General features: G+C 69.7%; 22 protein-coding genes. 12 read left to right on the top strand and 10 right to left on the bottom strand.

The features are described 5' to 3' along the window. Positions 1–18 precede the first annotated feature (18 nt). The 5 genes from F8178_RS00315 to F8178_RS00295 form a co-directional block, all read right to left on the bottom strand. Entirely contained in the window at positions 19–1,200 is a 1,182-nt protein-coding gene (locus tag F8178_RS00315; RefSeq protein ID WP_317492536.1) for a DUF418 domain-containing protein, read from the bottom strand. A 27-nt stretch (positions 1,201–1,227) separates the two neighbouring features. Beyond that, positions 1,228–1,467: a helix-turn-helix transcriptional regulator gene (locus F8178_RS00310; RefSeq protein ID WP_317492535.1), complete on the bottom strand. Its 240-nt coding sequence runs from the start codon at positions 1,465–1,467 to the stop codon at positions 1,228–1,230. A 44-nt stretch (positions 1,468–1,511) separates the two neighbouring features. Continuing rightward, positions 1,512–2,363: an ABC transporter permease gene (locus F8178_RS00305; protein ID WP_317492534.1), complete on the bottom strand. Its 852-nt coding sequence runs from the start codon at positions 2,361–2,363 to the stop codon at positions 1,512–1,514. Beyond that, positions 2,360–3,262: an ABC transporter ATP-binding protein gene (locus tag F8178_RS00300; protein WP_317493036.1), complete on the bottom strand. Its 903-nt coding sequence runs from the start codon at positions 3,260–3,262 to the stop codon at positions 2,360–2,362. Before F8178_RS00300 ends, F8178_RS00305 begins: the two co-directional genes overlap by 4 nt. Positions 3,263–3,411: 149 nt before the next feature. Further along, complete coding sequence (locus F8178_RS00295; protein WP_317492533.1) at positions 3,412–4,233, bottom strand: thioesterase family protein; 822 nt, start codon at positions 4,231–4,233, stop codon at positions 3,412–3,414. A 123-nt stretch (positions 4,234–4,356) separates the two neighbouring features. On the opposite strand from F8178_RS00295, the gene F8178_RS00290 reads away from it, so the two are divergent. From F8178_RS00290 to F8178_RS00280, 3 genes are all read left to right on the top strand, one after another. Continuing rightward, on the top strand, positions 4,357–4,986 hold the full coding sequence (locus F8178_RS00290; protein WP_317492532.1) for a helix-turn-helix domain-containing protein: 630 nt from the start codon (positions 4,357–4,359) through the stop codon (positions 4,984–4,986). Beyond that, complete coding sequence (locus F8178_RS00285) at positions 4,952–5,086, top strand: hypothetical protein (RefSeq protein ID WP_317492531.1); 135 nt, start codon at positions 4,952–4,954, stop codon at positions 5,084–5,086. The genes F8178_RS00290 and F8178_RS00285 overlap by 35 nt, the downstream gene beginning before the upstream one ends. 302 nt (positions 5,087–5,388) lie before the next feature. Further along, positions 5,389–5,838: a DUF6918 family protein gene (locus F8178_RS00280; RefSeq protein ID WP_317492530.1), complete on the top strand. Its 450-nt coding sequence runs from the start codon at positions 5,389–5,391 to the stop codon at positions 5,836–5,838. Positions 5,839–5,971: 133 nt separating this feature from the next. On the opposite strand, the gene F8178_RS00275 is transcribed toward F8178_RS00280, so the two are convergent. Continuing rightward, the gene (locus F8178_RS00275; protein ID WP_317492529.1) at positions 5,972–6,871 is read right to left on the bottom strand and encodes a hypothetical protein; all 900 of its coding nucleotides are present in this window, start codon (positions 6,869–6,871) and stop codon (positions 5,972–5,974) included. 232 nt (positions 6,872–7,103) lie between these two features. Between F8178_RS00275 and F8178_RS00270 the strand changes: the two genes are divergently transcribed. Together F8178_RS00270 and F8178_RS00265 are read left to right on the top strand one after the other, a co-directional pair. Beyond that, a complete protein-coding gene (locus tag F8178_RS00270) occupies positions 7,104–7,652 on the top strand; it encodes a peptidylprolyl isomerase (RefSeq protein ID WP_317492528.1) in 549 nt (182 codons plus the stop codon). A gap of 31 nt (positions 7,653–7,683) precedes the next feature. Continuing rightward, positions 7,684–8,601: a rhomboid family intramembrane serine protease gene (locus F8178_RS00265; protein ID WP_317492527.1), complete on the top strand. Its 918-nt coding sequence runs from the start codon at positions 7,684–7,686 to the stop codon at positions 8,599–8,601. A 33-nt stretch (positions 8,602–8,634) separates the two neighbouring features. Here the strand turns inward: F8178_RS00265 and F8178_RS00260 are convergent, their stop codons facing one another. The 3 genes from F8178_RS00260 to F8178_RS00250 are packed head-to-tail and all read right to left on the bottom strand — an operon-like array spanning position 8,635 to position 12,810. Further along, positions 8,635–10,299 carry a thiamine pyrophosphate-binding protein gene (locus tag F8178_RS00260; protein WP_317492526.1) on the bottom strand — a complete coding sequence of 555 codons (1,665 nt, stop codon included), beginning with the start codon at positions 10,297–10,299 and terminating at the stop codon, positions 8,635–8,637. After that, a complete protein-coding gene (speB, locus tag F8178_RS00255) occupies positions 10,280–11,290 on the bottom strand; it encodes an agmatinase (protein ID WP_317492525.1) in 1,011 nt (336 codons plus the stop codon). The genes F8178_RS00260 and speB overlap by 20 nt, the downstream gene beginning before the upstream one ends. Beyond that, the gene (locus F8178_RS00250) at positions 11,287–12,810 is read right to left on the bottom strand and encodes a sodium:solute symporter (RefSeq protein WP_317492524.1); all 1,524 of its coding nucleotides are present in this window, start codon (positions 12,808–12,810) and stop codon (positions 11,287–11,289) included. Before F8178_RS00250 ends, speB begins: the two co-directional genes overlap by 4 nt. Before the next feature lie 109 nt (positions 12,811–12,919). Here F8178_RS00250 and F8178_RS00245 point away from each other — a divergent pair, with 109 nt between their 5' ends. The 5 genes from F8178_RS00245 to F8178_RS00225 all read left to right on the top strand — a co-directional run bounded on the left by F8178_RS00245 (position 12,920) and on the right by F8178_RS00225 (position 20,643). Then, positions 12,920–14,482, top strand: a complete 1,563-nt coding sequence (locus F8178_RS00245; RefSeq protein WP_317492523.1) for a PucR family transcriptional regulator — start codon at positions 12,920–12,922, stop codon at positions 14,480–14,482. Between the two features lie 103 nt (positions 14,483–14,585). Further along, positions 14,586–16,877, top strand: a complete 2,292-nt coding sequence (locus tag F8178_RS00240) for an HAD-IB family hydrolase (protein ID WP_317492522.1) — start codon at positions 14,586–14,588, stop codon at positions 16,875–16,877. Beyond that, positions 16,874–18,073, top strand: a complete 1,200-nt coding sequence (locus F8178_RS00235; protein ID WP_317492521.1) for a zinc-binding dehydrogenase — start codon at positions 16,874–16,876, stop codon at positions 18,071–18,073. Before F8178_RS00240 ends, F8178_RS00235 begins: the two co-directional genes overlap by 4 nt. Before the next feature lie 44 nt (positions 18,074–18,117). Beyond that, positions 18,118–19,695, top strand: coding sequence for a lactate racemase domain-containing protein (locus tag F8178_RS00230; RefSeq protein WP_317492520.1), 1,578 nt, complete (start codon positions 18,118–18,120; stop codon positions 19,693–19,695). 36 nt (positions 19,696–19,731) lie between these two features. Beyond that, positions 19,732–20,643 (top strand): lysophospholipid acyltransferase family protein, encoded by a 912-nt coding sequence (locus F8178_RS00225; protein ID WP_317492519.1) that lies wholly within the window; start codon positions 19,732–19,734, stop codon positions 20,641–20,643. Between the two features lie 35 nt (positions 20,644–20,678). Here the strand turns inward: F8178_RS00225 and larE are convergent, their stop codons facing one another. Then, positions 20,679–21,485 (bottom strand): ATP-dependent sacrificial sulfur transferase LarE, encoded by an 807-nt coding sequence (larE, locus tag F8178_RS00220; protein WP_317493035.1) that lies wholly within the window; start codon positions 21,483–21,485, stop codon positions 20,679–20,681. A 39-nt stretch (positions 21,486–21,524) separates the two neighbouring features. On the opposite strand from larE, the gene larB reads away from it, so the two are divergent. Then, positions 21,525–22,259, top strand: a complete 735-nt coding sequence (gene larB, locus F8178_RS00215) for a nickel pincer cofactor biosynthesis protein LarB (protein ID WP_317492518.1) — start codon at positions 21,525–21,527, stop codon at positions 22,257–22,259. Continuing rightward, complete coding sequence (gene larC / locus F8178_RS00210; RefSeq protein WP_317492517.1) at positions 22,256–23,509, top strand: nickel pincer cofactor biosynthesis protein LarC; 1,254 nt, start codon at positions 22,256–22,258, stop codon at positions 23,507–23,509. The genes larB and larC overlap by 4 nt, the downstream gene beginning before the upstream one ends. The last annotated feature ends 9 nt before the right edge of the window (positions 23,510–23,518 follow it).

The following is a 23,518-nucleotide window of genomic DNA, read 5'->3' as shown; positions in this document are numbered from 1 at the left end:
CGTGCTCGGGGCGAGGCTTTACGTCGAGGCACGGTCCCGGTAGATCAGATGGCGTAACAGCGCGTCCGCCGGACCACGCCGTTGCGCTCGCTCCAGCAGGACCGATAGCGCGACTCCGGCCAACCAGGCGGCGACCGCGACCAGCGCGGCACCGGTGGCGTGGACCGGACCACCTACGTCGAGCGCGACAGGCGACATGACGACGAAGATCAGGGCGGACTGTAGCAGGTAGCAGGTCAGCGAGCGCTGACCGGTTGCCGTGAGCGACCGCACCAGCACGCCACTGCTGTGCTGTAGCCGGGCCCCGAGGAGGCCGAACAAGGCGGCGTAGCCGAACCCTCCGAAGACCCCGGTGGCAATGTGCAGGGAGAGTAGGACCGTGCCCGCTGTGGCGCCCGGGTGCCAGAGTTCCGCACCGATGAGCGCCGCAGGAAGGGCTCCGGCGAGCGAGACGCCGATGCCGACAGTGGCGATCCTGCCGAGCGAGCGGCTGTGTTCCGCAGGTCGATGCAGCAATGCGCGTTTGCCCGCCCACGCGCCGAGCAGGATCGCCAGCACGATCGGGAAGAACACTACGTTGAACACCAGGGCGAACGGGTACGCCGCCGCCTGCATCAGCACGGTCTCGGGATACGTGCCTAGTGAGTTCTCGCCGAACTCGCCTCCCGAGCGCATCATCACACCGATGACCGGGATAGTGACCAGGTAGATCGGCGCGATCGCGGCGACAGCTTTCACCAGGGTTCGATTGTCCCGGAACAGCAACCAGCCGATGAGCAATCCCGCCACAGCGTAGGGGCCCAGAATCTCTCCAGGGTAGATCAACGCGCCGTGCACGAAGCCGAACAACAGCAGTGCCAGGCTGCGGCGCCGGAGCCGCATTCGTACCTCGGATTCGGCGGTTCCTGCGGCGAGCTGCCTGCTGACCAGCACAGCCATCCCGTAACCGAAGAGCGCGGCGAACAACGGGTAGGCGCGATTGTCCAGGAGCAGCAAGCTCGCGAAGTTGACGGCATTGTCGACTGTGCTGCCGCCGCCAGGGCGAAGCCAGAATCCATCGTCCACATTGGTTAGATATGTCGGGGCGTACGCCAGCGCTATCAGCAGCAGCATCAGACCGCGCGCGAGGTCAGGTGCGATGGCGCGTTCGGCACGCGACACTGGGCCGCCGAGCGTCACCCCTGGCTGGGTTGGGGACATGAAGATTCCTTTCGGTACCGATGCCCGTCAGGCCGACCGCCCGGCCTCGCCGATGCGGGGGAAGGGACGGGTGGAGAACACCGCCTCGACCGGGACCTCGAAGTGCTCGGCGATGCGGAGCGCCAGCGCGAGGCTCGGGCTGTACTCGCCGCGTTCCAGATACCCGACCGTCTGGTAGTGCACCCCCAGCGCCTCGGCGAGTTGCCTGCGGGAGATGCCGCGCTCGGCTCGCAGCACCGCCAGCCGGTTGTAGATGGTGTCGCTCATGCTTGCCGCCTCATGGTCGCCACTGCTCCCTCGCGCGGTGATCATCAGATACGCTGCGCCGCCTCGTGCCTGCGGGCCTCGACAGCGGAGCCGGACTCGTGGCGGGCCATCCGCCGGAGCACCACCGGTGCCAGGGCCAGCCCGATGATCGACCAAACTCCTAGCACGCCGAGCATCTCCAGCGTCCGCCATGACTCGCCGATCTCCACCGCCGCCGCCTCGTCCGGCAGGAAGATCGAGCGCATGCCCAGCCCGATCCAGTACACCGGGAAGATCTGCGCGAGCACCTGCAGCCAGGCGGGCAGCATGATGATGGGAAAGAAGATCCCGGAGATCGCGGCGAGGCCGCCGGTGGTCAAGAAACCCCAGCCACCGATAGTGCGTGGGTTCCTGGCCAGCGAGCCAATGATGAACCCGATCGGCAGGCTCGACAGCAAGCCGAGCAGGACCATGGGCGGGAGGAGCAGCCAGCCGGTCGGCCCGCCCGACATGACTCCGTCGAACAGCAGCAGCGTGGGAACCAGGAGCAGCACCATCGGAACCAGCGACTCCAGCACCGATCCCAGCACCCGGCCGCTCACGTAACCGGTCATGCCGTGCGGCAGTGCCTTCATCCGCAGCAGGGTGCCGTCCTCGCGTTCGGCGGCCAGCGAGTACGCCGGGCTCATCATCGCGAGGTAGGCCACCATGATGCCGAGTACACCAGGGATGGACAGCACGGCCAGCGACAACGGTGTGCCCTCGACCTCGGAGTTGCGCTGGAAGTACAGCACCACCAACAGGATTCCCGGCATGATCAGCATGAATGACATATCAGAGGCGTTGGTCAGCATCTGACGGAACTCGATGAGGCCGCGTGTCAGACCGGTACGCGCGGCATGTGCCTTCGGGTTCATGACCCCCCTTGCCTGTGGTCGGTCCGGCCGGTGAACTCGGCAACGGCCTGCTCGGCGTCGCCGGATTCGTGCCGCTGCACCATCGTGATGTAGGTGTCCTCCAGCGATGCCCGCCGGACTTCCAGGTCGGTGACGCGGTCACCGTGCTGCTCGAACAGCTGCCGGACGAACGGGGTGGCCTCGGTGGTGGCGTGTACGTGCCGCTGCCCGTTCACGCTCCAGCGCACCTCGGCCTGCCCGGATACCTGCCGTGCCAGGGCGTCAGGGCTGCCGTCGGCGACGATCCTGCCACCTGCCAGGATCAGCACCCGGTCGGCAAGCTTGTCCGCCTCGTCGAGGTCGTGGGTGGTCAGCAGGATCGTGGTGTCCTCCAGATCCGACAGCCGGTGGATGAGGTCGTGGAACTCGCGCCGCGCGTGCGGGTCGAAACCCGCCGTTGGCTCGTCGAGGATCAGCAGTTCCGGCCTGCCGACCAGGCCGACGGCCACGTCCAGCCTGCGCCGTTGCCCCCCGGAAAGCGCGGAGATCTTCTTCCGCTCGTGCCCGGTCAGCCCGACCCGCTCGATCAGCTCGTCCGTGGGTATCGGTCGCTGGCGGTCGGGTGTGGCGTACGGCGCGTAGTAGCGGCCGAGGTGATGCAGCAGCTCGTGCACGCGCCACTTGCCGTGGTCGCGCCAGGACTGGAGCACCACACCGAACCGGGCGCGCCAGTCCTCACCCGCCGTCGCCGGGTCCGAGCCGAGCACCGTGACGTCTCCGGCCGAACGCATCCGGAATCCCTCGAGGATCTCGATCGTGGTGGTCTTGCCCGCCCCGTTCGGGCCGAGCATGACCAGCACCTCGCCACACCGGACGGTGAAGTCGACGCCCCGCAGCACGTCGACCGTTCCGTAACGCATCCGCAGGTCGCGCGCGTCGATCACGGAGTCGTTCGTGATCGATGGGCCTGCCGCGGACGCGGACGGTTCGGAAACCGCTCGCATCGTCACTATCTCCCTAATCGCAGATGTCTGCCGTAATGTAGCATACATACTACGATAAGCAAGACTTATACGATGGCAAGCTGTCGGGATTGCGCCACCAGCACCCCACCCGAGTCCCAGATCTCGGCGTCCTCCTCGTGGTAGCCGGACATCCGGTGCCGGGTACGAGACCGGCAGGCCAGCCATCCGGCAGCCGGTCGCGCTCGTACGTGAACAGTCAGCTCGACCGTGACCGAGGTGGCTTCACCGATCTCCCACACCACCGGTGGGGCGGCATCGACCAGCAGCGGCAGCGCGAGCACGTCCGTTGGCCTGCCGTCGGCGAAGCGCATCCAGTACGCCACATCCGCGACGTCGTCCGAGCGACCGAGGCGCCAGGCGGGTAGTTCGGCGAACCTGATCTCCACCTGCTCGGCGATGCTGGCCCCGCCGAGTTCGATCCCGCTGGTCGCGGACACGCAGCGCTCCGGGGCAGGCAGCTCGGGAGGACTGTTGCGCAGCCGCGTCCGGCCCGCGGGGTTGCCGAGGTCGGCGAACGTGGCGACCACACGCAGCGCGCGCTGCTCGTCCTGGCTCAGCAGGCAGTCGGCCACGGCCATGCGCCTGCCCGCGCGCAGCACCTGGGTGGCCAGCTCGGCTTCGCCCACCCGCCCGGGCCGCAGGAAGTGGCCCGACACCGCGATGGGGTCGGGGAACGGGAGTTCGCCAGCCAGCGCGCGGACGCAGGTGGCCAGCAGGTAACCACCGTTCGGAACGCCCGCCCGGACACTCCAGCGGTCCGAGAGCGCTGCCCGCCACCGTGCCCGCCCGTCCGGCACGCAGCCGGTGTCGCTGTCGAACACGCTCGCCTCCGGCGCATCGCCACGCCGGTCACTGACATCGACCATCGGATTCCCCTTCTCCCGTCCACAGGTGCGTTCTTCGCGTCCCAGCCTTTCCGCGATCGCGCCGGGTGTCGATGACCTCCGAGGTAATGGACCCCGTGCGGAACCGTCCGTACTGTCCGGAATATGACGACAGGGCAAGCCACCGATCCCGCCCTGCGGGAGGGGGCGAGTGTAGGGGAACTGCTCCGCGCGTGGCGGCTGCGACGCAAGTTCAGCCAGCTCGAGCTCTCGCTCCGAGCTGGCGTGTCCACACGGCATCTCAGCTTCATCGAAACGGGACGGTCGAAGCCGACCAGCACGATGATCGACACGCTCGCCACGTCGTTGGAGCTCGCATTGCGCGAGCGCAACCGGCTCTTGCTGGCAGGCGGGTACGCACCCCGCTACACCGAACGCGCCCTCGACGAGCCCGGGATGGACGCGATACGCGCCGGGATCCGGCAGGTGCTGCGCGGGCACGAGCCGTACCCGGCCGTCCTGGTGGACAGCGACTGGAACCTGGTCGAGGCCAACGCGACGGTTTCGCTGTTCACTGTAGACGCCGCGGAGCACCTGCTCGAACCGCCGCTGAACGTGCTGCGACTGAGCCTGCATCCGGACGGGATGGCGCCGCGGATCCTGGGAACTCGCGGGGTACCCCGCCGGGAGATCGGAACCCGACACGTTGCCCGGCGATCAGCTGGTCGTCCCGCTACGGTTCCGCTCGGCCGCGGGGGAGGTGCGGTTCGCGAGCACCACGACGGTGTTCGGTAATCCGGCGGACGTCACGCTGGCCGGGCTCGCCATCGAGGCTTTCTTCCTCGCCGATCACGCCAGCGCGTGGGCGCTCACTCAGCACTTGCTCGCGGACTGACCGGCGGCCGTGTCGAGACTCCCTGTCGGCGGAAACGAGACACGGTATAAAGTTCCGCGCGTGCTCGGCGTTCGGGTAGCGGGGAGGCAGGCGAGGGGGATCGCCCGGCCGGGAGTACAGTGCGTCGCTGCGCGATCGCGGGCCCGAAACCGGCAAAGCGTCCACATCGGAGCTGTCGCAGCCGATCAGGGCGTGTCCAGCGATGCACGGGAGCCAGAAGGGCCGTCACGGGGAGGCCGGCGACGGCCGGATGACTAGTGACGAACCGATACGCAGGAAACACGGGAAAGGACACAACAGACGTGGCTGCAACGCTGAAGGAGATCCTGCTCGACGAGAGCAACCGCCCCACCGTCGTCGCGGACATGCAGCAGCTGATCGACGACGAGGTCGACAGCAAGAGCGGAATGTCGGGCACGGCCATCAAGGGTGGCTACGGCGTGGTGAAGAAGATCAAGCCGGGCATCATCGGTGAAGCGGTGGACAGCCTGCTCGACGACTTCACCGCCAGCCTGGAGCCGTTCTACACGGACTACCGCGAGACAGGCGGTGGCTCGCTGGCCGAGTACTTCGACGGGCGTTCCGACGAGATCGCCGACGCCCTGCTCGGCGTGACCGACTCCCGCGCGCAAGCCTCCCGGCGGGAAACCATCAAGAAGGTGTACGACAAGCTGCGCCCGCAGGGCAAGAACCACGTGGAGGCCGCGCTGCCGCGGCTGGCCGAGTTGCTGACCAAGCACGGCGCCCAGTAACCAGCGGGCGCCGCGGCAGGCATACCGCAGCGCCCGAAACGTGGCTGACCCGTACGGTCAACCCGCGCAACGCACGATGGGCCGGGGATCGTGATCGATCCCCGGCCCATCGTCTGCGGCGCGAAGGGCGCTGTCAGCTCTTCTTGTTAGCCCCGGACTGCCGGTCCTCGTTGGCGCTGCGCTGCTGCGGGGTGTCCTTGGAACCGGATTGCGCGGACTTGTCCTGCGCGGAGGCGCCGGAGCCGGACTGCTTGCCCGCAGCCGAGCTCGACTCCGACTTGGAGCCGCTCGCGCTCGGCGACGCCGACGAGCCGGCCGACGTGCTCGCCGACGAGCCGCCAGCGGAGCCGGACGAGGTCGCCGAGGAAGCGGCGGACGGCGTGGTGCTGGCCTCCGGAGGTGCCGGGTGCTGCCCGTCGGAGCGCGGCGGAACCGGGGCGAGCGGCGGCTCCGGCTTCGGCCGCATCGCGTAGGCCACGCCCGCGGCCACGGCCCCGAGGCCGAGCACCCACGGCCAGCGACGACGCTTGCCGTCCTTGGCCTGGGCGGCGACCGCCTTGGCTTCCTTCTTGGCCGCCTTCGCCTGCTTCTTGCTCTCCTTCAAGTCCTTCTTCGCCTGCTTCTTCGACGTGCCCGCCTTCTTGGCCGTCTTGATAGCCTCCTTCTTGTCCTTGCGGGTCGGCTTCGCCGCGTTGGCCTTGATGGCCTCCGCTTCCTGCATAGCGGCTTCCTTTCGTGCCTTCTCCGCACCGCGAGCGAGGTCCTTGCGCGCCTGCTTCGCCTTACGCTCTAGCTGCTTGCGGGCGCGGCGCGTGCCCTTGGTGACCTCCTTGCGGGCGGTATCTGCTCCTTCAGAGACCGACTCAGCCAACTGTGCAGGGCTCATGCCGTGCTCGGCAAGCTTCCGGTCGGCAACGGCCGCGGCGTTGGACGTCACTTCCGCGCCTACCTTGCCAGCTTCTGAGGCCCGCTGGCGCACTGAATGCAAGCCGCTCTTGACAGACTCACCCATCGAATCTGGGCCTCGAGACATGGCCTTCACCTCATCATCCGTCGTTGTGTGGTGTTGTCCCTCACCCAATACTGCCCCCTGAGCGCGCTGTGTGCCCGCTACAGGACACCAAGATCACGCGTGTAGGGAACGCGGAGCGTCCCTGGTCGTACCCACTCGCCGTCGTACGTATCCGTGTCGGTTCGGGGTCAGCCCGGACGAGCCGGAGCTGGCCCGACTATGACGCCACAATACAAGGTGGCACGATGTTCGAGTGACTGAAAGCAACGAATCCCCCGTTGGAGCGTCCCTCGAGGCCACGCTGCACACGACCATGGGCGATATCCGCCTCACCCTGTTCGGTGACCACGCGCCGAAAACGGTCGCGAACTTCGTGGAGCTCGCCGAAGGGACCAAAGAGTACACGCAGCCCAATGCCAAGGGCGAGATGTCGGGACCGTTCTACGACGGATGCATCTTCCATCGGGTCATCGACGGCTTCATGATCCAGGGCGGCGACCCGACCGGCACCGGTCGCGGCGGGCCCGGATACAAGTTCGGCGACGAGTTCCACCCCGAGCTACAGTTCAACCGGCCGTACCTGCTGGCGATGGCGAACGCGGGGCCGAACAGCAACGGCTCGCAGTTCTTCATCACGGTCGGACCCACGACGCACCTCAACTTCAAGCACACGATCTTCGGTGAGGTCGCCGACGAGGACTCCCGCCGGGTCGTGGACGCCATCGCGACCACACCCACGGGGCCCGGGGACAAGCCGCTCGAAGACATCGTGATCGAGCGCGTGAGCATCGACCGAAGCTGACGGAAAGGCGTCCTGCGAGGTGGATGGTCCGGTGAATGAACCCCCACAGCAGCCGGGGCAGGCGGGCGCGTCGCCGTCACGAACCTGCTGGTGGCACCCCCAACGGGCCACCGGGTTGCGGTGCGCGCGCTGCGAGCGGTTCGCCTGCCCGGACTGCCTGCGGGAGGCCTCCGTCGGCTATCACTGCGTGGACTGTGTCGCCGCCGCGCGCAAGGAGCAGCAGGCGCAGCGGGCGCGATACCGCAAGTCGGAGTTTGGCTACCGCACCATCGCGGGCGCCAGGATGCCGCGTTACCCGACGGTCACCTACGCGCTGATCGCCATCAACGTCGCCGTGTTCGCCGTGACCGCGGCGCAGGCGCAGGACGTGATGCGCAACTTCGAGTCGCGGGTGATGGAGCTCGGCGTGCTCTGGCCGCCCATCGTGGCCGCAGGCGAGTGGTGGCGCCTGATCACCTCCGGGTTCCTGCACTTCGGGCTGATGCACCTCGCCGTGAACATGCTCGCGCTGTGGATCCTCGGCAGGGAGCTGGAGCGGCTGCTCGGCCCCACCCGCTACCTCGCGCTGTACGGGTTGGCGCTGCTCGGCGGCAGTGCCGCAGTGTTCGCGTTCTCCGACCTGGGCACCCAGACGGCGGGTGCCTCGGGTGCCGTGTACGGCGTGCTCGGCGGGATCCTCATCGCGGTGCTGCGGTTGCGGCTGAATCTCACGCCGATTCTCGGCATCATCGCGATCAACCTGGTGATCAGCTTTGGTGTCCCGCAGATCTCCTGGCTTGGTCACCTCGGCGGGTTGGTCATGGGCGCGCTGGTGTGCCTGGCCATGGTGTACTCCCCCGAGCGCCACCGCACCCGCTGGCAGGCGGGCGCGGTCGTGCTGCTGCTCGTCGCGCTGCTCGGGGTGTTCGCGGTCCGCTTCGCGCAGCTCGACACCTTCGTGCTGTACTGAACGTCGGCACCAATCCGCATCCGCGCCCGCTGGCTAGCGGCGCGGCGAGCTGGGCTCGAACATCCGGAGCTCGGCGGGCAGGACCACTACCGACGGTCCCGGCGAGCGCAGCGCAGCGCCGAGGTCATCGCGGATCGAGGCCAGGCTGGCTACCGTGGCGGGCACCCCGAACGAGCGGGCCAGTGCCGCGAAGTCAGGGCGCGCCAGCTCGGTGGCCGTGGTGTGGCCGAACGTGGCGGTCTGGTACTCGCGGAGGATCCCGTAACCGCCGTCGTCGATGATCAGCCAGGTGACATCGAGCTGATACTCCACCGCGGTGGCCAGCTCCGCCACCCCGTATGCCGCGCCGCCGTCGCCGGAGACGGCAAGCACGCCACCCGCGTGTGCGGCCGCACCCAGCGCCGCGGGAAGGCCGTAGCCGAGCCCGCCGGTGCCCTGTGCGGTATGGATCGGCGCGCTGTCCGGATTCCACGCCGACCACGCCCAGTACCCGAGAATGGTCATATCCCAGTAACTCGGCGTTCCTTCCGGCAGCGCGGCGCGTACGTCGGCAAGCAGCGATCGCTCGCGCTCCAGGTCCTGCTCGGCGAGCCTCGCGTCGACCAGCCGCAGCAGCTCGACGGCTGAGCGCTCCGCCTCGCCATCGGGTTGGTGGGACGGAAGTAGCTGGTACAGCGCGGCCAGTGCGGCGGCGGCATCGGCGTGGATACCGAGCGACGGGTGCGCCGCGCCGAGTGTGGCGGCATCGGCCTCGATGTGGATGACCCGGCCGCGCGGGGCGAAGCTGTGGTAGTTGCTGGACAGCTCGCCGAGCCCGGACCCGACCACCAGCAGCACATCCGCCGCCTCCAGGTACTCGGTGGTGTGGCCGTCCTCCAGCCAGGACTGCGCGGAGAGCGGGTCGTTCCAGCCGAAGGCACCCTTGCCGCCGAACGTGGTCAGCACCGGCGCCCGCAGCGCTTCGGCCACCGACCGGAGCTCGGCCTGCGCACCGCTGCGCAGCACGCCGCCACCGGCCAGGATCACCGGTCGCTTCGCGCGGGCCAGCAGCTCGGCCGCGGCCTCGATGAGCTCGGGCAGCGGCGCCAGCCGACCGGGATCGGCCCGTAGCGAGGTAACCGGCGGCAGGCTCGCCGGAGCGAGCAGCACGTCCTGCGGGATCTCCAGCCACACGGGGCCGTACGGCGGGCTCGCCGCGGACTCCCAAGCGGCACGGACCGCGCTGGGGATCTGCGCGGTATGCCTGACCAGCCAGGTTCCCTTGACCACGTCACGGAAGCTCGCCTGCTGGTCGGGCAGCTCGTGCAGGTAGCCGCGGCGGGCGCCGCCCAGCCCGTCCAGCGGCACCTGGCTGGAGATTCCCAGCACCGGTACCGACGCTGCCATCGACTCCTGTAGCGCGGGCAACGTCAGCAGGGCACCGGGGCCGGTGGAGACCAGCAGCGGGGTGACAGGCACCGGGCAGTCCCGGTCCGTGGCACGCGCGGCCAGGCGGGCGCGGGCGAAGCCATCAGCGGCGAACGCCAGGTTGTTCTCCACCCGGCCGCCGAGCAGCCGCATCTGTGGGGTACGGCGCAGCGACTCGAACAGGCCGAGGGCGTGCTGGCCAGGAAGTCCGAAGGCGGTGTCCGCGCCGAGCGCCCGTAGCGACTCGACGACGAGATCGCCGCCGATCCGGCTAGCGTTCGCGCTGTTCATGGCTCCCCGCTGCGTACCGGTCGCCGCGCGAGGCCAGCAGGCACACCAGGTCGTAGGCCACATGTGCCGCGGCCAGCGCCGTGATCTCGGCGTGATCGTAGGCAGGAGCGACCTCGACGACATCGGCGCCGACCAGGTTGCAGCCCCGCAGCCCGCGCAGGATCTCCAGCAGTTCCCTGCTGGTCATGCCGCCTGCCTCTGGCGTGCCGGTTCCCGGCGCGTGGGCGGGATCCAACACGTCGATGTCGATCGAGATGTACAGCGGCCGGTTACCCACCCGGCCGGCGATGGTGGCCGCGATCTCGTCCACTCCACGCCGCAGCACATCCGAAGAGGTCACGATGCCGAAGCCGAGCCGCTCGTCGGACTCGAGGTCGAACGGCCCGTACAGTGGCCCGCGGATGCCGACGTGGGTCAGCGCCGTGGTGTCGAGCACGCCCTCCTCCACGGCCCGGCGGAACGGGGTTCCGTGGGTGTACGGCTGGCCGAAGTAGGTGTCCCAGGTGTCGAGGTGGGCATCGAAGTGCAGCAGCGCCACCGGGCCGTGCTGCTTGGCCACCGAGCGCAGCAGCGGCAGCGCGATGGTGTGATCGCCACCAATGGTGACCAGCGTGGTTCCCTCGGTCGCGAACCGGTCAGCCGCACCTTCGAGGGTGGCCACCGCCTCGCCGATGTCGTACGGGTTCATGGCGACGTCACCGGCGTCGGCGACCTGCTGGTTCGCGAACGGCGACACCCGCATGGCCGGGTGGTATGGCCGTAGCAGCCTGCTGGCCTCTCGGACCGCGGACGGTCCGAATCGTGCACCTGGCCGGTAGGAGACACCGGTGTCGAACGGCGCGCCGACCACGGCGACGTCGGTAGCAATGCCATCGTGCGCCACGTCCTCGGCGCGGGGTAGCCGTGCGAAGGTGGCGATCCCGGCGAATCGGGGAACGGCCGAGGAGTCGATCGGCCCTTGTGGGGCCGGGTGGTCCGCTGGTCCCGTCACTGCTGCTCCCTTCTGGTGTGCGCGGTGTTGGCGGCCTCGATCGGATCGTCGACTGCGGACCGCCGGTTGTGATCCTGCTGCCCGCGCAGTCGCCGCTGCCACGCCCGCAACACCGGCTCCGGGGTCGGCGGGGTGAGCAGGCTGACGGTGACATAGGCGATCAGGCTGGCGGCCAGGCCGTAGTAGATCGGCTCGTTGGCATCCAGACCTTCGGTGATCATCGAGCCCAGCACCACGACGGTGCCGACCACCATCGATACTAGAGCGCCCTGACGCGTGCCGCGCTTCCACAGCAGCGCCCCCAGGATCGCCACGAGCAGCCCGCCAACGAGGATGTTGTACGCGATGGTGAGCGCGGTGACCACATCATCGACCACCATGGCGATGCCGATCGCGGCGAGTCCGAGGATGAGCGTGGCGGCACGGTTGGTGCGCACCTCGCTGCCGTTACCTTCGTGCGGTTGCTGGTTCCCGGCTCGGCGGGCGCCACCGCGGCGCCGGAACAGCTCGAGGATGTCGTTCGTGCTCACCGTGGAACACGCGATGAGCGCGCCGCTGGCGGTGGACATCAGTGCGGACAGCGCGGCGGCGAGCACCAGTCCCCTGAGCCCGGCCGGCAGCAGATCCTCCACGATGGTGGCGAAGGCGTTGTCGGGGTTGTCCAGGTTCGGGTACAGCGTTCTGGCCGCGGTACCGATGAGCGCGCCGGCCAGCGCGTAGCCGAGGCAGTAGATTCCGGAGCCGATGCCGCCCACGGTGGCGGTCTTCGCCGACCGCGCGGTGAACACCCGCTGCCAGATGTCCTGGCCAATCAGCAGCCCGAATCCGTAGATCAGGGCGTAGGTGGCGATGGTGCCGCCGCCGATGCTGTCGATCTGGAAGTAGCTGGCATCCAGTGAGGCACGCATCTCGCCGAACCCGCCTGCCGCGGTGATCGACACCGGCAGCAGGATCACAAGAAAGCCCAGCGTGGTGATCACGAACTGGGTCATGTCGGTCAGGGTGATCGACCACATTCCGCCCAGCGCCGAGTAGGCCACCACTACGCCGCCGCCGATGGCGATGCCGAGCGCGCTCGGCATGTCGAGCAGTACCGAGAACACCGTCGCGAATGCCAGCGTCGAGGTCACCGCCAGCATCAACGTGTACCCCCACATCACCACCCCGGAGATCGCGGACGTGGAGCCGCCGTAGCGGAGGTTGAGCATCTCGGAGACGGTGTAGACGCGCAGCCGGACAAGACGCCGTGCGAACAGCGCGTGCAGCAGCAGAATGCCGGTCCCGATGGTCAGCACCAGCCATGCCCCGGAGATCCCGTGGCTGTAGCCGAGCGCCACGCCGCCGATGGTGGACGCGCCGCCGAGTACGACAGCTGCCATGGTGCCGGAGTACATGATCGGGCCCAGTCGCCTGCCTGCCACCAGGTAGTCCTTCTTGGTCTTGGTCAGGCGCAGGCTGTACCAGCCGAGCGCGACCATCCCGCCGAGGTACAGCGCGATCACGGAGATATCGAAGGGCATGCCGTCCTCCTCCCTGGGAGGGTGCTTGGTATTGGCGTCACCCTACGGTCGCTCGCAGTCGGCGGAGAATTGGATATTCTGGCCCAGTTCCTTGTAATCTTCGGCAGAAATGGCCAAAACGCAAGGGGTGGCTACCGGCGAGGTCACCGTCCCGTTACGCACCGTCTCTGAGCATCCGGATCTCGCCGTCGAGGTGGTCGCGGAGACGTTGCGGCCGGGTGCGCTCGAGCTCCCGGTCCGCTGGGCGCACGTGAGCGAGCTGCGCGACCCCGCGCCGTACCTGCTCGGTGAGGAGCTGCTGCTGACGGCGGGTGTCAACCTGCCGGACGAGCAGGAGGCGGTGGACGGCTACGTGCGTGATCTGCGAGCCGCCGGGATCACCGCACTCGGGTTCGGCATCACTCCGCCGATGCATGAGGAGCTGCCGGAGCCGCTGCGGCATGCCTGCGTGCGGCACCGGCTGCCGCTGCTCGTGGTACAGCCTGCTACCCCGTTCCTGGCGATCAGTAGGGCTGTCGCGGTGGCCCTCGCTGATGCGCACCAGCGCGAGCAGCAGCGGCTGACCGCGGCGCGCGAAGCGCTGACCAAGCAGGCCGTGGACGGGCCGGGGGAAGTGACCCGCGGCCTCGCCGAGCGGGTCGGCGGCTGGGCCGCGCTGGTCGGTCCGGGGGATGCGGTGCTCGCCGAACACCGCGTGCCCTGGCCGCTGCCCGCCGAGGTGCGCGTGCTGCTCGGCAAGCTCCGCGGCGGCAGGGGTATCCGTAGCGCCACCACGGAACTGCCGTCCGGCACGGCCGTGCTCGCCCAGCCGGTCTACCCGCAAGCGAGCGCGGTGCACATGCTGGTGATCGGGACGCCGCATCGGCTCGGCACCGTGGACAGGAACATCGCCGATGCCGCGGCGGCCCTGCTCGGGCTGGTGGGGCGCGCCAGCGCGGACGCAGCCCGGCTCGGCCAGGCAGCCACGTCCTGGCTGCTCGGCAGCCCAGCCGGTGGTGCTGCTGGCACTGCGGGTGAACCGGCAGGGGAGGCTGGGGCCAGCGGGCCGGTGCTGGGCCGGTTGCTGCCCCCGGGCCCCTACCGCGTAGTCGCCGGTGCGCCACACGGCAACGGTCCGCGCGAGGTCGAAGCCGGTTACGACTGGCTGCGCTCGCGGCTGGACACCCCGCTGGTGGCTGTGGGCAGCGGGCCGGAGTTCACCGCGATCACCGCCCCGGCACCGGACGCGGAGCAGCTGGCCGACCTGCTCGAGGCGGGCTGGCTCGCGGTGGTCGGCAGTGCACGTTTCGCGGGCGAACTGCACGGTGCGCGTGCCGAGTTGGCCGCCCTGCTGCAGCGCGCGCAGTCGGTCGGCAGGCCGGTGACGGCTGGGCAGGACAGCGGGTTGGCCGGGGTGGTCGCACCGGAGGCGGCGAGGGATTTCGCGCACCGCATGCTGGCACCGCTGCACCGCGCCGACGCCGAGCGCGGCCACGGACTGCTGGTTGGCACGCTACGGGCCTGGCTGGCGCAGCACGGGAACTGGGACCGCACCGCGGCCGCCCTCGGCGTGCACCGCAACAGCGTCCGCCACCGCATCCGTCAGGTGGAGCGCGTCCTCGAGGCCGATCTTGGCGATCCCGAGATCCGCATGCGGCTGTGGTTCGCCCTGCAGTGGGAGGGTTGGGGCTGAACGTGACGTTCAGCGCCCTCTATGGAACCGAAGCCACGTTCAACCCTCTGGGTCTCCCTGTGGCGGTTGAGCCTTGGCGATCAGCGTGCCAGGCTGATGAATCGTGCCGCATGATGCTGCTGAGCCCGATCACACGGAGCCGCTCGCGGGTGCCCATGTCCTACTGACCGGTGGCACCGGGTTCCTGGGGCAGGCGTTGCTCGCGCGGATCCTGGAAAGCTACCCGAACACGCGGATGACCCTGCTGCTGCGCGCCAAGGGTAGCGCCACCGGCGCCGACCGGCTGGACAAACTGCTCCGCAAACCGGTCTTCTCCCGGCTGCGCGCCCGCTGGGGTGAGGCGGGCCTGCGTGCCGAGGTGGCCGAACGCGTCGCCGTGGTGGAGGGCAGCCTGGACTCAGGAGAGGAGCTCGCGCTGCCGGACGACCTCACGACCGCGGTACACGCTGCGGGAACGGTCTCCTTCGATCCGCCCATCGACGACGCGTTCGCCACCAACGTGACGGGGGTGGGCCTGCTGTACGAGGCGCTGCGGCGCCTGCCGTCCGCCCCGCACGTGGTGCACGTGTCCACCGCCTACGTCGCGGGTTCCCGGCGCGGCACGGTGCCGGAGCGCTCGCTGGACCACGATGTGGACTGGCGCACCGAGCTGGCCCACGCCACCGCAGCCAGGGAGGAGGTGGAGGCTGAGTCGCGGCATCCCGACTTGCTGCGCCGTGCGCTGGACGAGGGGCAGCGCGAGCACGGCAAGTCCGGCCCGCAGTCGGCAGCCGAGGCCTCCGAACGATGGCGCCGCGACTGGGTCGGCGAGCAGCTCGTCGAGCGCGGCAGGCTTCGTGCCCGCACGCTCGGTTGGCCCGATGTATACACCTTCACCAAGGCGCTCGGCGAGCGTGTGGCCGAGGAGAAGCTCACCGGCGCGCTGCCGCTGTCGGTGCTGCGGCCCGCGATCGTGGAGAGCGCGCTTCGCTACCCGTATCCCGGCTGGATCGACGGCTTCAAGATGGCCGATCCGCTGATCGTCGCGTTCGGCAGGGGCACGCTCCGCGAGTTTCCCGGCCTGCCGGACGGCGTGCTCGACCTGATCCCGGTCGACCTGGTTGTCAACGCGATCCTGGCAGTGGCGGCGAACCCGCCTGGCGACCAGCCCGCCTATTACCATGCGGGTTCCGGTTCGCGGAACCCGCTGACGTTTCGCGAGACGTACGACAACGTCCGCGAGTACTTCACCAACCACCCGATGCCGGACGGCGACCGGGGTCAGGTGAAGGTGCCGTCGTGGGAGTTCCCTGGGGCCCGCCGCGTGGAGCGGATGCTGCGCACCGGGGACCGGGTGCTGTCGGCGGCACAGCGGGCATTGCTGGCCGCACCCGGCGGGGTACGCACCCGGCGCTGGCAGGACGACCTCACCCGCGAGCGCGACACGCTCGACTTCCTCAGGTACTACGCCGACATCTACGGCGTCTACACCGAGACCGAGGTGATCTATACCGACGCTCGGCTGCTGGCGTTGCACCGGTCTCTGCCTCCCGAGCGGGTGGCCGAGCACGGCTTCGATCCCGCCGTCATTGACTGGCCACACTACCTGCAGCGGGTGCACTTCCCGGCGATCACCGAGACGATTCGCAGGCGGGACGGCACACGCCGGGCGCGCACCGGTTCCGCGTTGCCGGAGCCTACGGAGTCCGCGGTGGGCGAGACGTTGGCGGTATTCGACATGGAGGGCACCCTGGTGGCCTCCAACATGATCGAGACCTACCTGCTCGCCAGGCTCGCTGACCTGCCGCGTTCGGCGTGGCTGACCGAACTGGCCGACCTGGCCAGGGCGTTGCCCCGCTACCTCGCCGCGGAGCGGCGCGACCGGGGCGAGTTCCTGCGGACCTTCCTGCGCCGTTACGCCGAGGTCGACGAGTCCGGGTTGCGGCGGCTGGTTACCGACCGCCTCGGTGACGCGCTGCTGCGCAGGGCGTTCCCGCAGGCGCTGCGCCGGATCCGCAAGCACCGCGCCGCGGGGCACCGCACGGTGTTGATCACCGGTGCCGTCGATGTGCTGGTTGAGCCGCTGGCCCCGCTGTTCGACGAGGTCGTCGCCAGCCGCATGCACGCCAGAGGCGGCCGCTACTCGGGTTTCCTCGACTCGCCGCCGCTGGTGGGGGAGGCACGCGCGGCCTGGCTGCGCCATTACGCCGAGAACGCGGGCGTCGAGCTCGGCCGGTCGTACGCCTACGGCGACAGCTACTCGGACCGGCCGCTGTTGGAAGCGGTGGGTCACCCGGTGGCGGTGAACCCCGACCCGCAGCTCTACCGGCATGCCAGGGCCAACCACTGGCCCGTGGTGTCGTGGTCCCGGCACTCGCTGAGCGCGGCCGACTCCTTCGTGGAGGCGGTCGGATGATCCTGACCCTGGAGTATCACCGCTCGCCGGTGCGGTACATGACCAGCCGCACGGCGACCGGGTCGGCCATCGGTGGCCGCGCCGCCGGTGTGCTCGCGGCCAACCTGTCGCCGTTGCGGCTGCTCAACCGTCCCGAACCGCGCAGGCCCGCAGGCGACTGGACCCGGGTACGGCCGCTGCTGTCCGGCATCTGCGGCTCCGATATGGGGTTGCTGACCGGGCGGAGCTCCCCGTATCTGTCCGCGCTGGTGACGATGCCGTTCACGCCGGGACACGAGGTGGTGGGCGAGACCCTCGACGAGCTGGACGACCTGCCGCGCGGTACCAGGGTGGTGATCGACCCGGTACTTGGCTGCGTTCCCCGCGACGTCGAGCCGTGCGAGGGGTGCGCTTCGGGAGCGCACAATCGCTGTGATCGCGTCACGGCCGGTGCGATCCCGCCAGGTATGCAGACCGGCTTCTGTGGCGGCACGGGCGGTACCGGTGGCGGGTGGAGCCGCATGCTGGTGGCGCACCGCAGCCAGCTGCACCCGGTGCCGGACGGGCTCGACGATCGGGAGGCGGTGCTGGTCGAGCCGCTGGCGTGCGCGGTGCGTTCGGTGCGCCGCGCGCCGATCATTGAGGGCGCGGGCGTGTTGATCGTGGGGGCAGGCACCGTCGGTTTGCTGACCCTGCTGGCGTTGCGTGAGCTCACCCCTGCAGGGCCGGTGTCCGTTGTGGCCCGGTACGGCCACCAGCGGGAGCGGGCGCGCGAGCTCGGTGCGACGGAGGTGCTCTCGCCTGACCGCGCTGCGCGCGCGTTGCGACGCACCACGGGTGGTTTCCTCGCCACCCCGGACCGTGGGTCGGAGTTCCTGCTCGGCGGGGCCGAGGTGGTGTTCGAGTGCACCGGCGGCTCCGGATTGGACACCGCGCTGCGCGTGGCGAGTGCGGGCGGCACGGTGGTGCTTTCCGGTATGCCGAACCGCGAGGTGGACCTGACACCGGCATGGTTCCGCGAGTTGAGCCTGGTGGGCGCCTATGCCTCGACCGCAGAGGACTTCGCCGACGCGTTGTCGCTTGCGCAGGTTCCTGCGGTCCGGGGGTACACGGATGCGGTCTACCCGCTGTCACGTTGGCGTGACGCTGTCGGGCACGCCAGCGACGCCGGGAGGCTCGGCACCGTGAAAGTGGCTTTCGACCCGAACCGGGATTGACCGTGACCGACTTGCACAGACGGCAACGACAGTAGGGAGCGCGGGTGAGCAGGCCAGGATTCGTGCTCGAAGTAGACGACCGTACGCCGGCGTTGCTGGTGCACGAGGGTGAGGGCTTCCGGCTGGAGCGGCTTCCGCTGGGGAGCCGGGTGATTTACCCGCCGGAGTCGCTGCCGCCGTTGGAGGATCTGGACGGCAGCATCCACGAGGCGCTCACCTATCCGCTCGGCAGTGAACCGTTACCGGAGCTGTTGTGGCCGGGCATGCGGTTGACGATCGTGTTCGACGACCTCTCGTTGCCGCTGCCTCCGATGGCCGCGCCGGATGTCCGGCAGCGCATCATCGAGCACGTGTTGGAGATGGCGGCCGCCGCGGACGTCGACGATGTCGAGCTGCTCGCGGCGAACGCGCTGCACCGGCGGATGACGCCGGACGAGCTCAAGCACATTGTCGGCGACCGGGTGTTCCGCTCGTTCTTCCCGGACCATCTGCGCAATCACGACGCGGAGGATCGCGACAATCTCGTCGAGGTGGGTCACACCCGGCACGGGGAGGTCATCGAGATCAATCGCCGGGCCGCGGAGAGCGACCTGATCGTCTACGTCAACATCACGCTGACCGCCATGAACGGCGGGCCGAAGTCGGTGTCGGTTGGCCTGGCGTCGTACCGCAGCCTGCTACATCACCACAACGTGCACACGCTGCGGCACTCGCGCTCGTTCAACGACCCACCGAACTCGGCGATGCACCATTCCTACCACCGCATGGCTGGGGTGCTCGGCGACAACCTCAAGATCTTCCAGATCGAGACGACGCTGAACAACGACACCTTCCCGTCCCAGCTCGGATTTCTCACCAAGCGTGAGTGGGAGTGGACGCTGCGGGACCAGACCGCGTACCTCGCGGCGAAACGGGGCAACGACCTGGTTCCCGCGAAGCGGCGCAGGTGGTTGTGGCACCGCACCGTCGCTCCGTACGGCGTCACCTCGGTCACCGCGGGCGATCCGGCCGAGGTACACGACGTGACGCTACGCAACGTCCACCGGCAGCAGCTGACCGAAGTGGATGGCCCAGCCGATGTCGGGATCTTCGGCCTTCCCTACATCTGCCCGTACAACGTGAACTCGATCATGAACCCGATCCTGGTGATGTCCCTCGGGCTCGGCTACTTCTTCAACATGTACCGCGGGCAGCCGATCGTGCGCCCCGGCGGGGTGGCGATCTACTACCACCCGGTGCGCAACGAGTTCCATCCCGTTCACCACCCCAGCTACATCGACTTCTTCGAGGAGGTGCTGGCGGAAACCACCGATCCGGCCGCGATCGAGGCCAAGTACGAGGAGCAGTTCGCGACCGACCCGTGGTATATCCACCTGTACCGCAACAGCTACGCCTACCACGGGGTGCACCCCTTCTACATGTGGTACTGGGGGGCGCATGCGCTGGAACACCTCGGCGAGGTCATCTTCGTCGGCGGTGACCGGCACACGACCTCGGTGATGGGTTTCCGCACGGCGTCCACACTCGACGACGCGCTGGAGATCGCCAGTGAGCGGGTGGGCCGCAGTCCCAGCATCAACTACCTGCACGCGCCGCCTATGACGATGGCCGATGTGCGGTAACGGCAGCGAGGTACCGGGACAGGAGGGAGGCAGCGGATGGGACTGATCGGTGAAGCGCGGCTGCTCGCTCGGGGACGTGACTGGCGTGGCCGCTCCCGCACCCCCAAGTCGGCGGTGGAGCACCAGAACCACGAGCGGCCGGGGGAGTTCCCCACCAGCTGGGCGCGGACCCCTGCCGCTCGCTCGACGCGCCGCGCGATCCAGCGGACCGTGCTGACCCCGCTGGTGTGGCAGCAGACGCGCCCGCAGATCGACGGGCTCGACCGGCTGGCGGGGTTGACGGGTCCGGTGGTGTTCGTCGCCAACCACAGCAGCCACCTGGACACCCCGCTGATCCTTGGCTCGCTGCCGCCGCGACTGGCCGAGTGGCTGGCAGTGGGCGCGGCCTCCGACTACTTCTTCGACGCCCGATGGCGCGCCGGGTTGACCGCGCTGGTGTTCAACGCGTTCCCTGTGGAGCGGTACAGCTCCCGCAGGCTGCGCAGTCTCGCCCCCCGGCTGGTGGACAACGGGTGGAACCTACTGCTGTTCCCGGAAGGCACTCGCAGCGACGACGGGTGGATGTCGCCACTGCGGCTCGGCGCGGCCCAGCTGTGCATCAGCAGGGCGGTGCCCGCGGTACCGGTTGCGTTGCGTGGCACGTACGCCGCGATGCCACGAGGTAGGAATTGGCCCATCCCTGGCAGGCCACGCGTGGTGGTGCGGTACGGCTCGCCGCTGCGGCCGGAGGAGAGGGAGGACGCCCGGTCGTTCAACGCGCGGATGGCTGACTCGATCGCCCGGCTCTGGGCCGAGGACACTATGGGTTGGTACGGCTCGCTGCGCGCGCAGGCGCGTGGTGAGCTCTCGCTGCCGACCGGTCCACCTGCCGCGAGCTGGCGCCGCATCTGGGAGGCCAGCCGCCCGCTGGCCCGTACCGACGGATCCCGCGCCTGGCGGCGGGGGTGAGCGGCGGTACGGGGGTGAGCGTGCCTGCTAGACCGTTAACGGTGCAGCAGCTCGTTCATGGAGCCGGAGCGGAACGGCTCTACCACCAGCGGCAGGTCTTCGAAACCCGCCTCGCGGATCGCGGTGCGCAGCGCGTGATGGTCGCGCGCCACCGCCACCGCCTCGGCGTCGACCTCCAGCCGCACCGCGTCGCCGAGATCGCGAACCCGCAGGTTGCGCACGCCGTGCTCGGCGAGCAGCGCGCGGGCGGCGGACTCCGCGCGCTCGACACGGGCCAGTCGGGCTGGCGTGATGGTCAGCCCGTAGGCGATGCGGCTGGACAGGCACGCGGATGCGGGTTTGTCACTGGTCGGCAGTCCCCACTCCGCCGCGATCGCGCGGACCGCCGCCTTGTCCAGGTCGAGGTCGGCGAGGGGGGTCCGGGCTCCGCCCTCGGTGGCCGCGCGGATGCCCGGCCGGAAACCCTCCGCGACATCGGAGGCATTGGTGCCGGTCGCGATCGTGGTGTAGCCCCGCTCATCTGCCAGCCGGGTTGCCGCCGCCATCAGCGTCTGCTTGCAGAAGTAGCAGCGCTGCGAGCCGTTCTCCCGGTAACCGGGCACGTCCAACTCACTGGTCGTCACGGTGTGATGCGTGACGCCGATCCGGGTGCAGAACTGTCTCGCCGATGCCAGCTCGGCCTCGGGCAGCGAGGGCGACACCGCGGTGACGGCTGCGGCGTCGGCGGCGAGCGCGCGGGCGGCGGCTGCGAGCACAACGCTGGAGTCGACTCCCCCCGAGAACGCCACCAGCGTCGGCCCGTAGTCGCGGAGGGTTGCTGTCAGCTTGGCCGCAGGCGACATAGAGTCCACTGAGGAGCTCCCATTTCGACGGAGGTGCCGATGACCGAACCGTACCCGGACACCCCGGCGGTCACCAACATCGAGTTCGCCCAGCTGGATACCCAGCGCAGGGCCCGTACCGGTGATCCCGAGGTGGTGTTCGGCACCGGGAAGACCTCGCACCAGGTGGTCACCTCGCTGCGGGAGCTGCGCCGTGCCCATCCGGACAGCGCCATCCTGGCCACCAGGCTGTCCGACGAGGCGCTGGCACGGTGTCGGGAGGAGCTGCCCGGGGTGGAGGTGGACGCCACGGCCCGGGTGGCCGTGCTCGGCGAGCCACCGCCGGGTCGGGGTCGGGTCACCGTGATCGGCGCGGGCACCGCGGACCTTCCCGTGGTGCGGGAGTGCGTAACCACCGTCCGGGTGTTCGGCGCCGAACCCGTGGAGGTCGTGGATGCGGGTGTGGCAGGCCTGCACCGGTTGCTCGCCTGCAAGGACGAGATCGACGCCGCGGACGTCGTGGTGGCCGTCGCCGGGATGGAGGCTGCGCTGCCGTCTGTGGTCGGCGGGCTCACCGGCGCCGTGGTGATCGCGGTACCGACCAGCGTCGGCTACGGCTGGCACATGGAAGGGCTGACGGCGTGGCTGGCGACGCTCAACAGCTGCGCGCCAGGGGTGGTCACGGTGAACGTGGACAACGGCTTCGGCGCCGGCGTCGCCGCTGCCCGTATCGCACGCGGCAGCGCGGCAGCGGCGGGCGCGCCCGGCGAGGCCGTGGGCGAGGAGGTGCGATGACCGGCTCGGCAACGGCCCGGGAGAGGGTCCTGTGGATCGACGCGGGCAACGGGGCGGCTGGCGACATGCTGCTTGCGGCGCTGCTCGACGCGGGAGCGGACGCGGATACGGTGCGCGCGGGGCTGTCCCGGTTACGGGTGGAGCCGGTTGAGCTCGGCGTGCAGCCGGTGCGCAGACGGGGCTTCCGTGCCACCTACGTGACCGTCGACGCATCGGAGAGCCACGTGCATCGTGGCCTGCCGGATGTGACAGCGGTGATCCGTGCGGCGGAGTTGCCGGAACCGGTCACCCGATTCGCCTGCGAGGCTTTCACCCGGCTCGGCGAGGCTGAGGCCCGGGTGCATGGCGTGACGGTCGACCGGGTGCATTTTCACGAGGTGGGGGCGCTGGACGCGATCGCGGACGTGGTGGGGTGCGCACTGGCGCTGCACGATCTCGGGTTGCTGGCCCAGCAGAGCCAGCAGAACCAGGCGCTGGTCAACGCGGTGGTCAGTCCGGTCGCGGTCGGCTCGGGGGTCGTGCGGGGGGCGCACGGTCGTATGACGGTACCGCCGCCTGCCGTGTTGGAGCTGCTTACCGGGGCGGCGGCGCCACTGGCCGCTCACCCTGCCGAGATGGAGCTGTGCACACCTACGGGGGCAGCGCTGCTCACCACGCTGGCCGCGCGGTGGGGGCCGCCGCCTGAGTGCACACCGCGCGCGATCGGGGTGGGTGCGGGCACGGCCGACCCGGACAGCCACCCGAACCTGCTGCGGGTGCTGCTCGGTGAGTCCAGCGCCGCTGGTGCGGGGCATTGGCGGGAGGAGTCGCTGTATCAGGTGGAGACGACGGTGGACGACATGGACCCCCGGATCTGGCCGGATCTGCTGGAACGGCTCCGCTCGTCCGGTGCCGTGGATGCGTGGACCACGCCCGCGCTGATGCGCAAGGGACGGCCGGGGCAGGTGCTGACGGCGCTGGTTCCGCCTGGGGAGGTGGACCGCATCTGCCGCGAGGTGTTCGAGCACACCCCCAGCCTCGGCGTGCGGGTGCAGCAGCTGACGCGCCGCGCGCTGGAGCGCGACCGGATCGAGGTGCCGGTTGCGGGTGGCACGGTCCGGGTAAAGCGGGGTTTCGTCGCCGACCGGGTGGTGACGGTGCAGCCCGAGTACGCCGATGCCGCCGAGCTGGCCGAGCGCACCGGCACGCCGGTGGCCGACGTCATCGCCGCTGCCAGGCAGGCGGCCGGGACAGCGGGAGACCAGGGGTAGCCGGGGTCG

This window comes from Haloechinothrix sp. LS1_15 (assembly GCF_033042135.1).
In the GTDB taxonomy this organism is placed as follows: Bacteria; Actinomycetota; Actinomycetes; order Mycobacteriales; family Pseudonocardiaceae; genus Haloechinothrix.
This window is presented reverse-complemented; position numbering and strand designations above follow the sequence as displayed.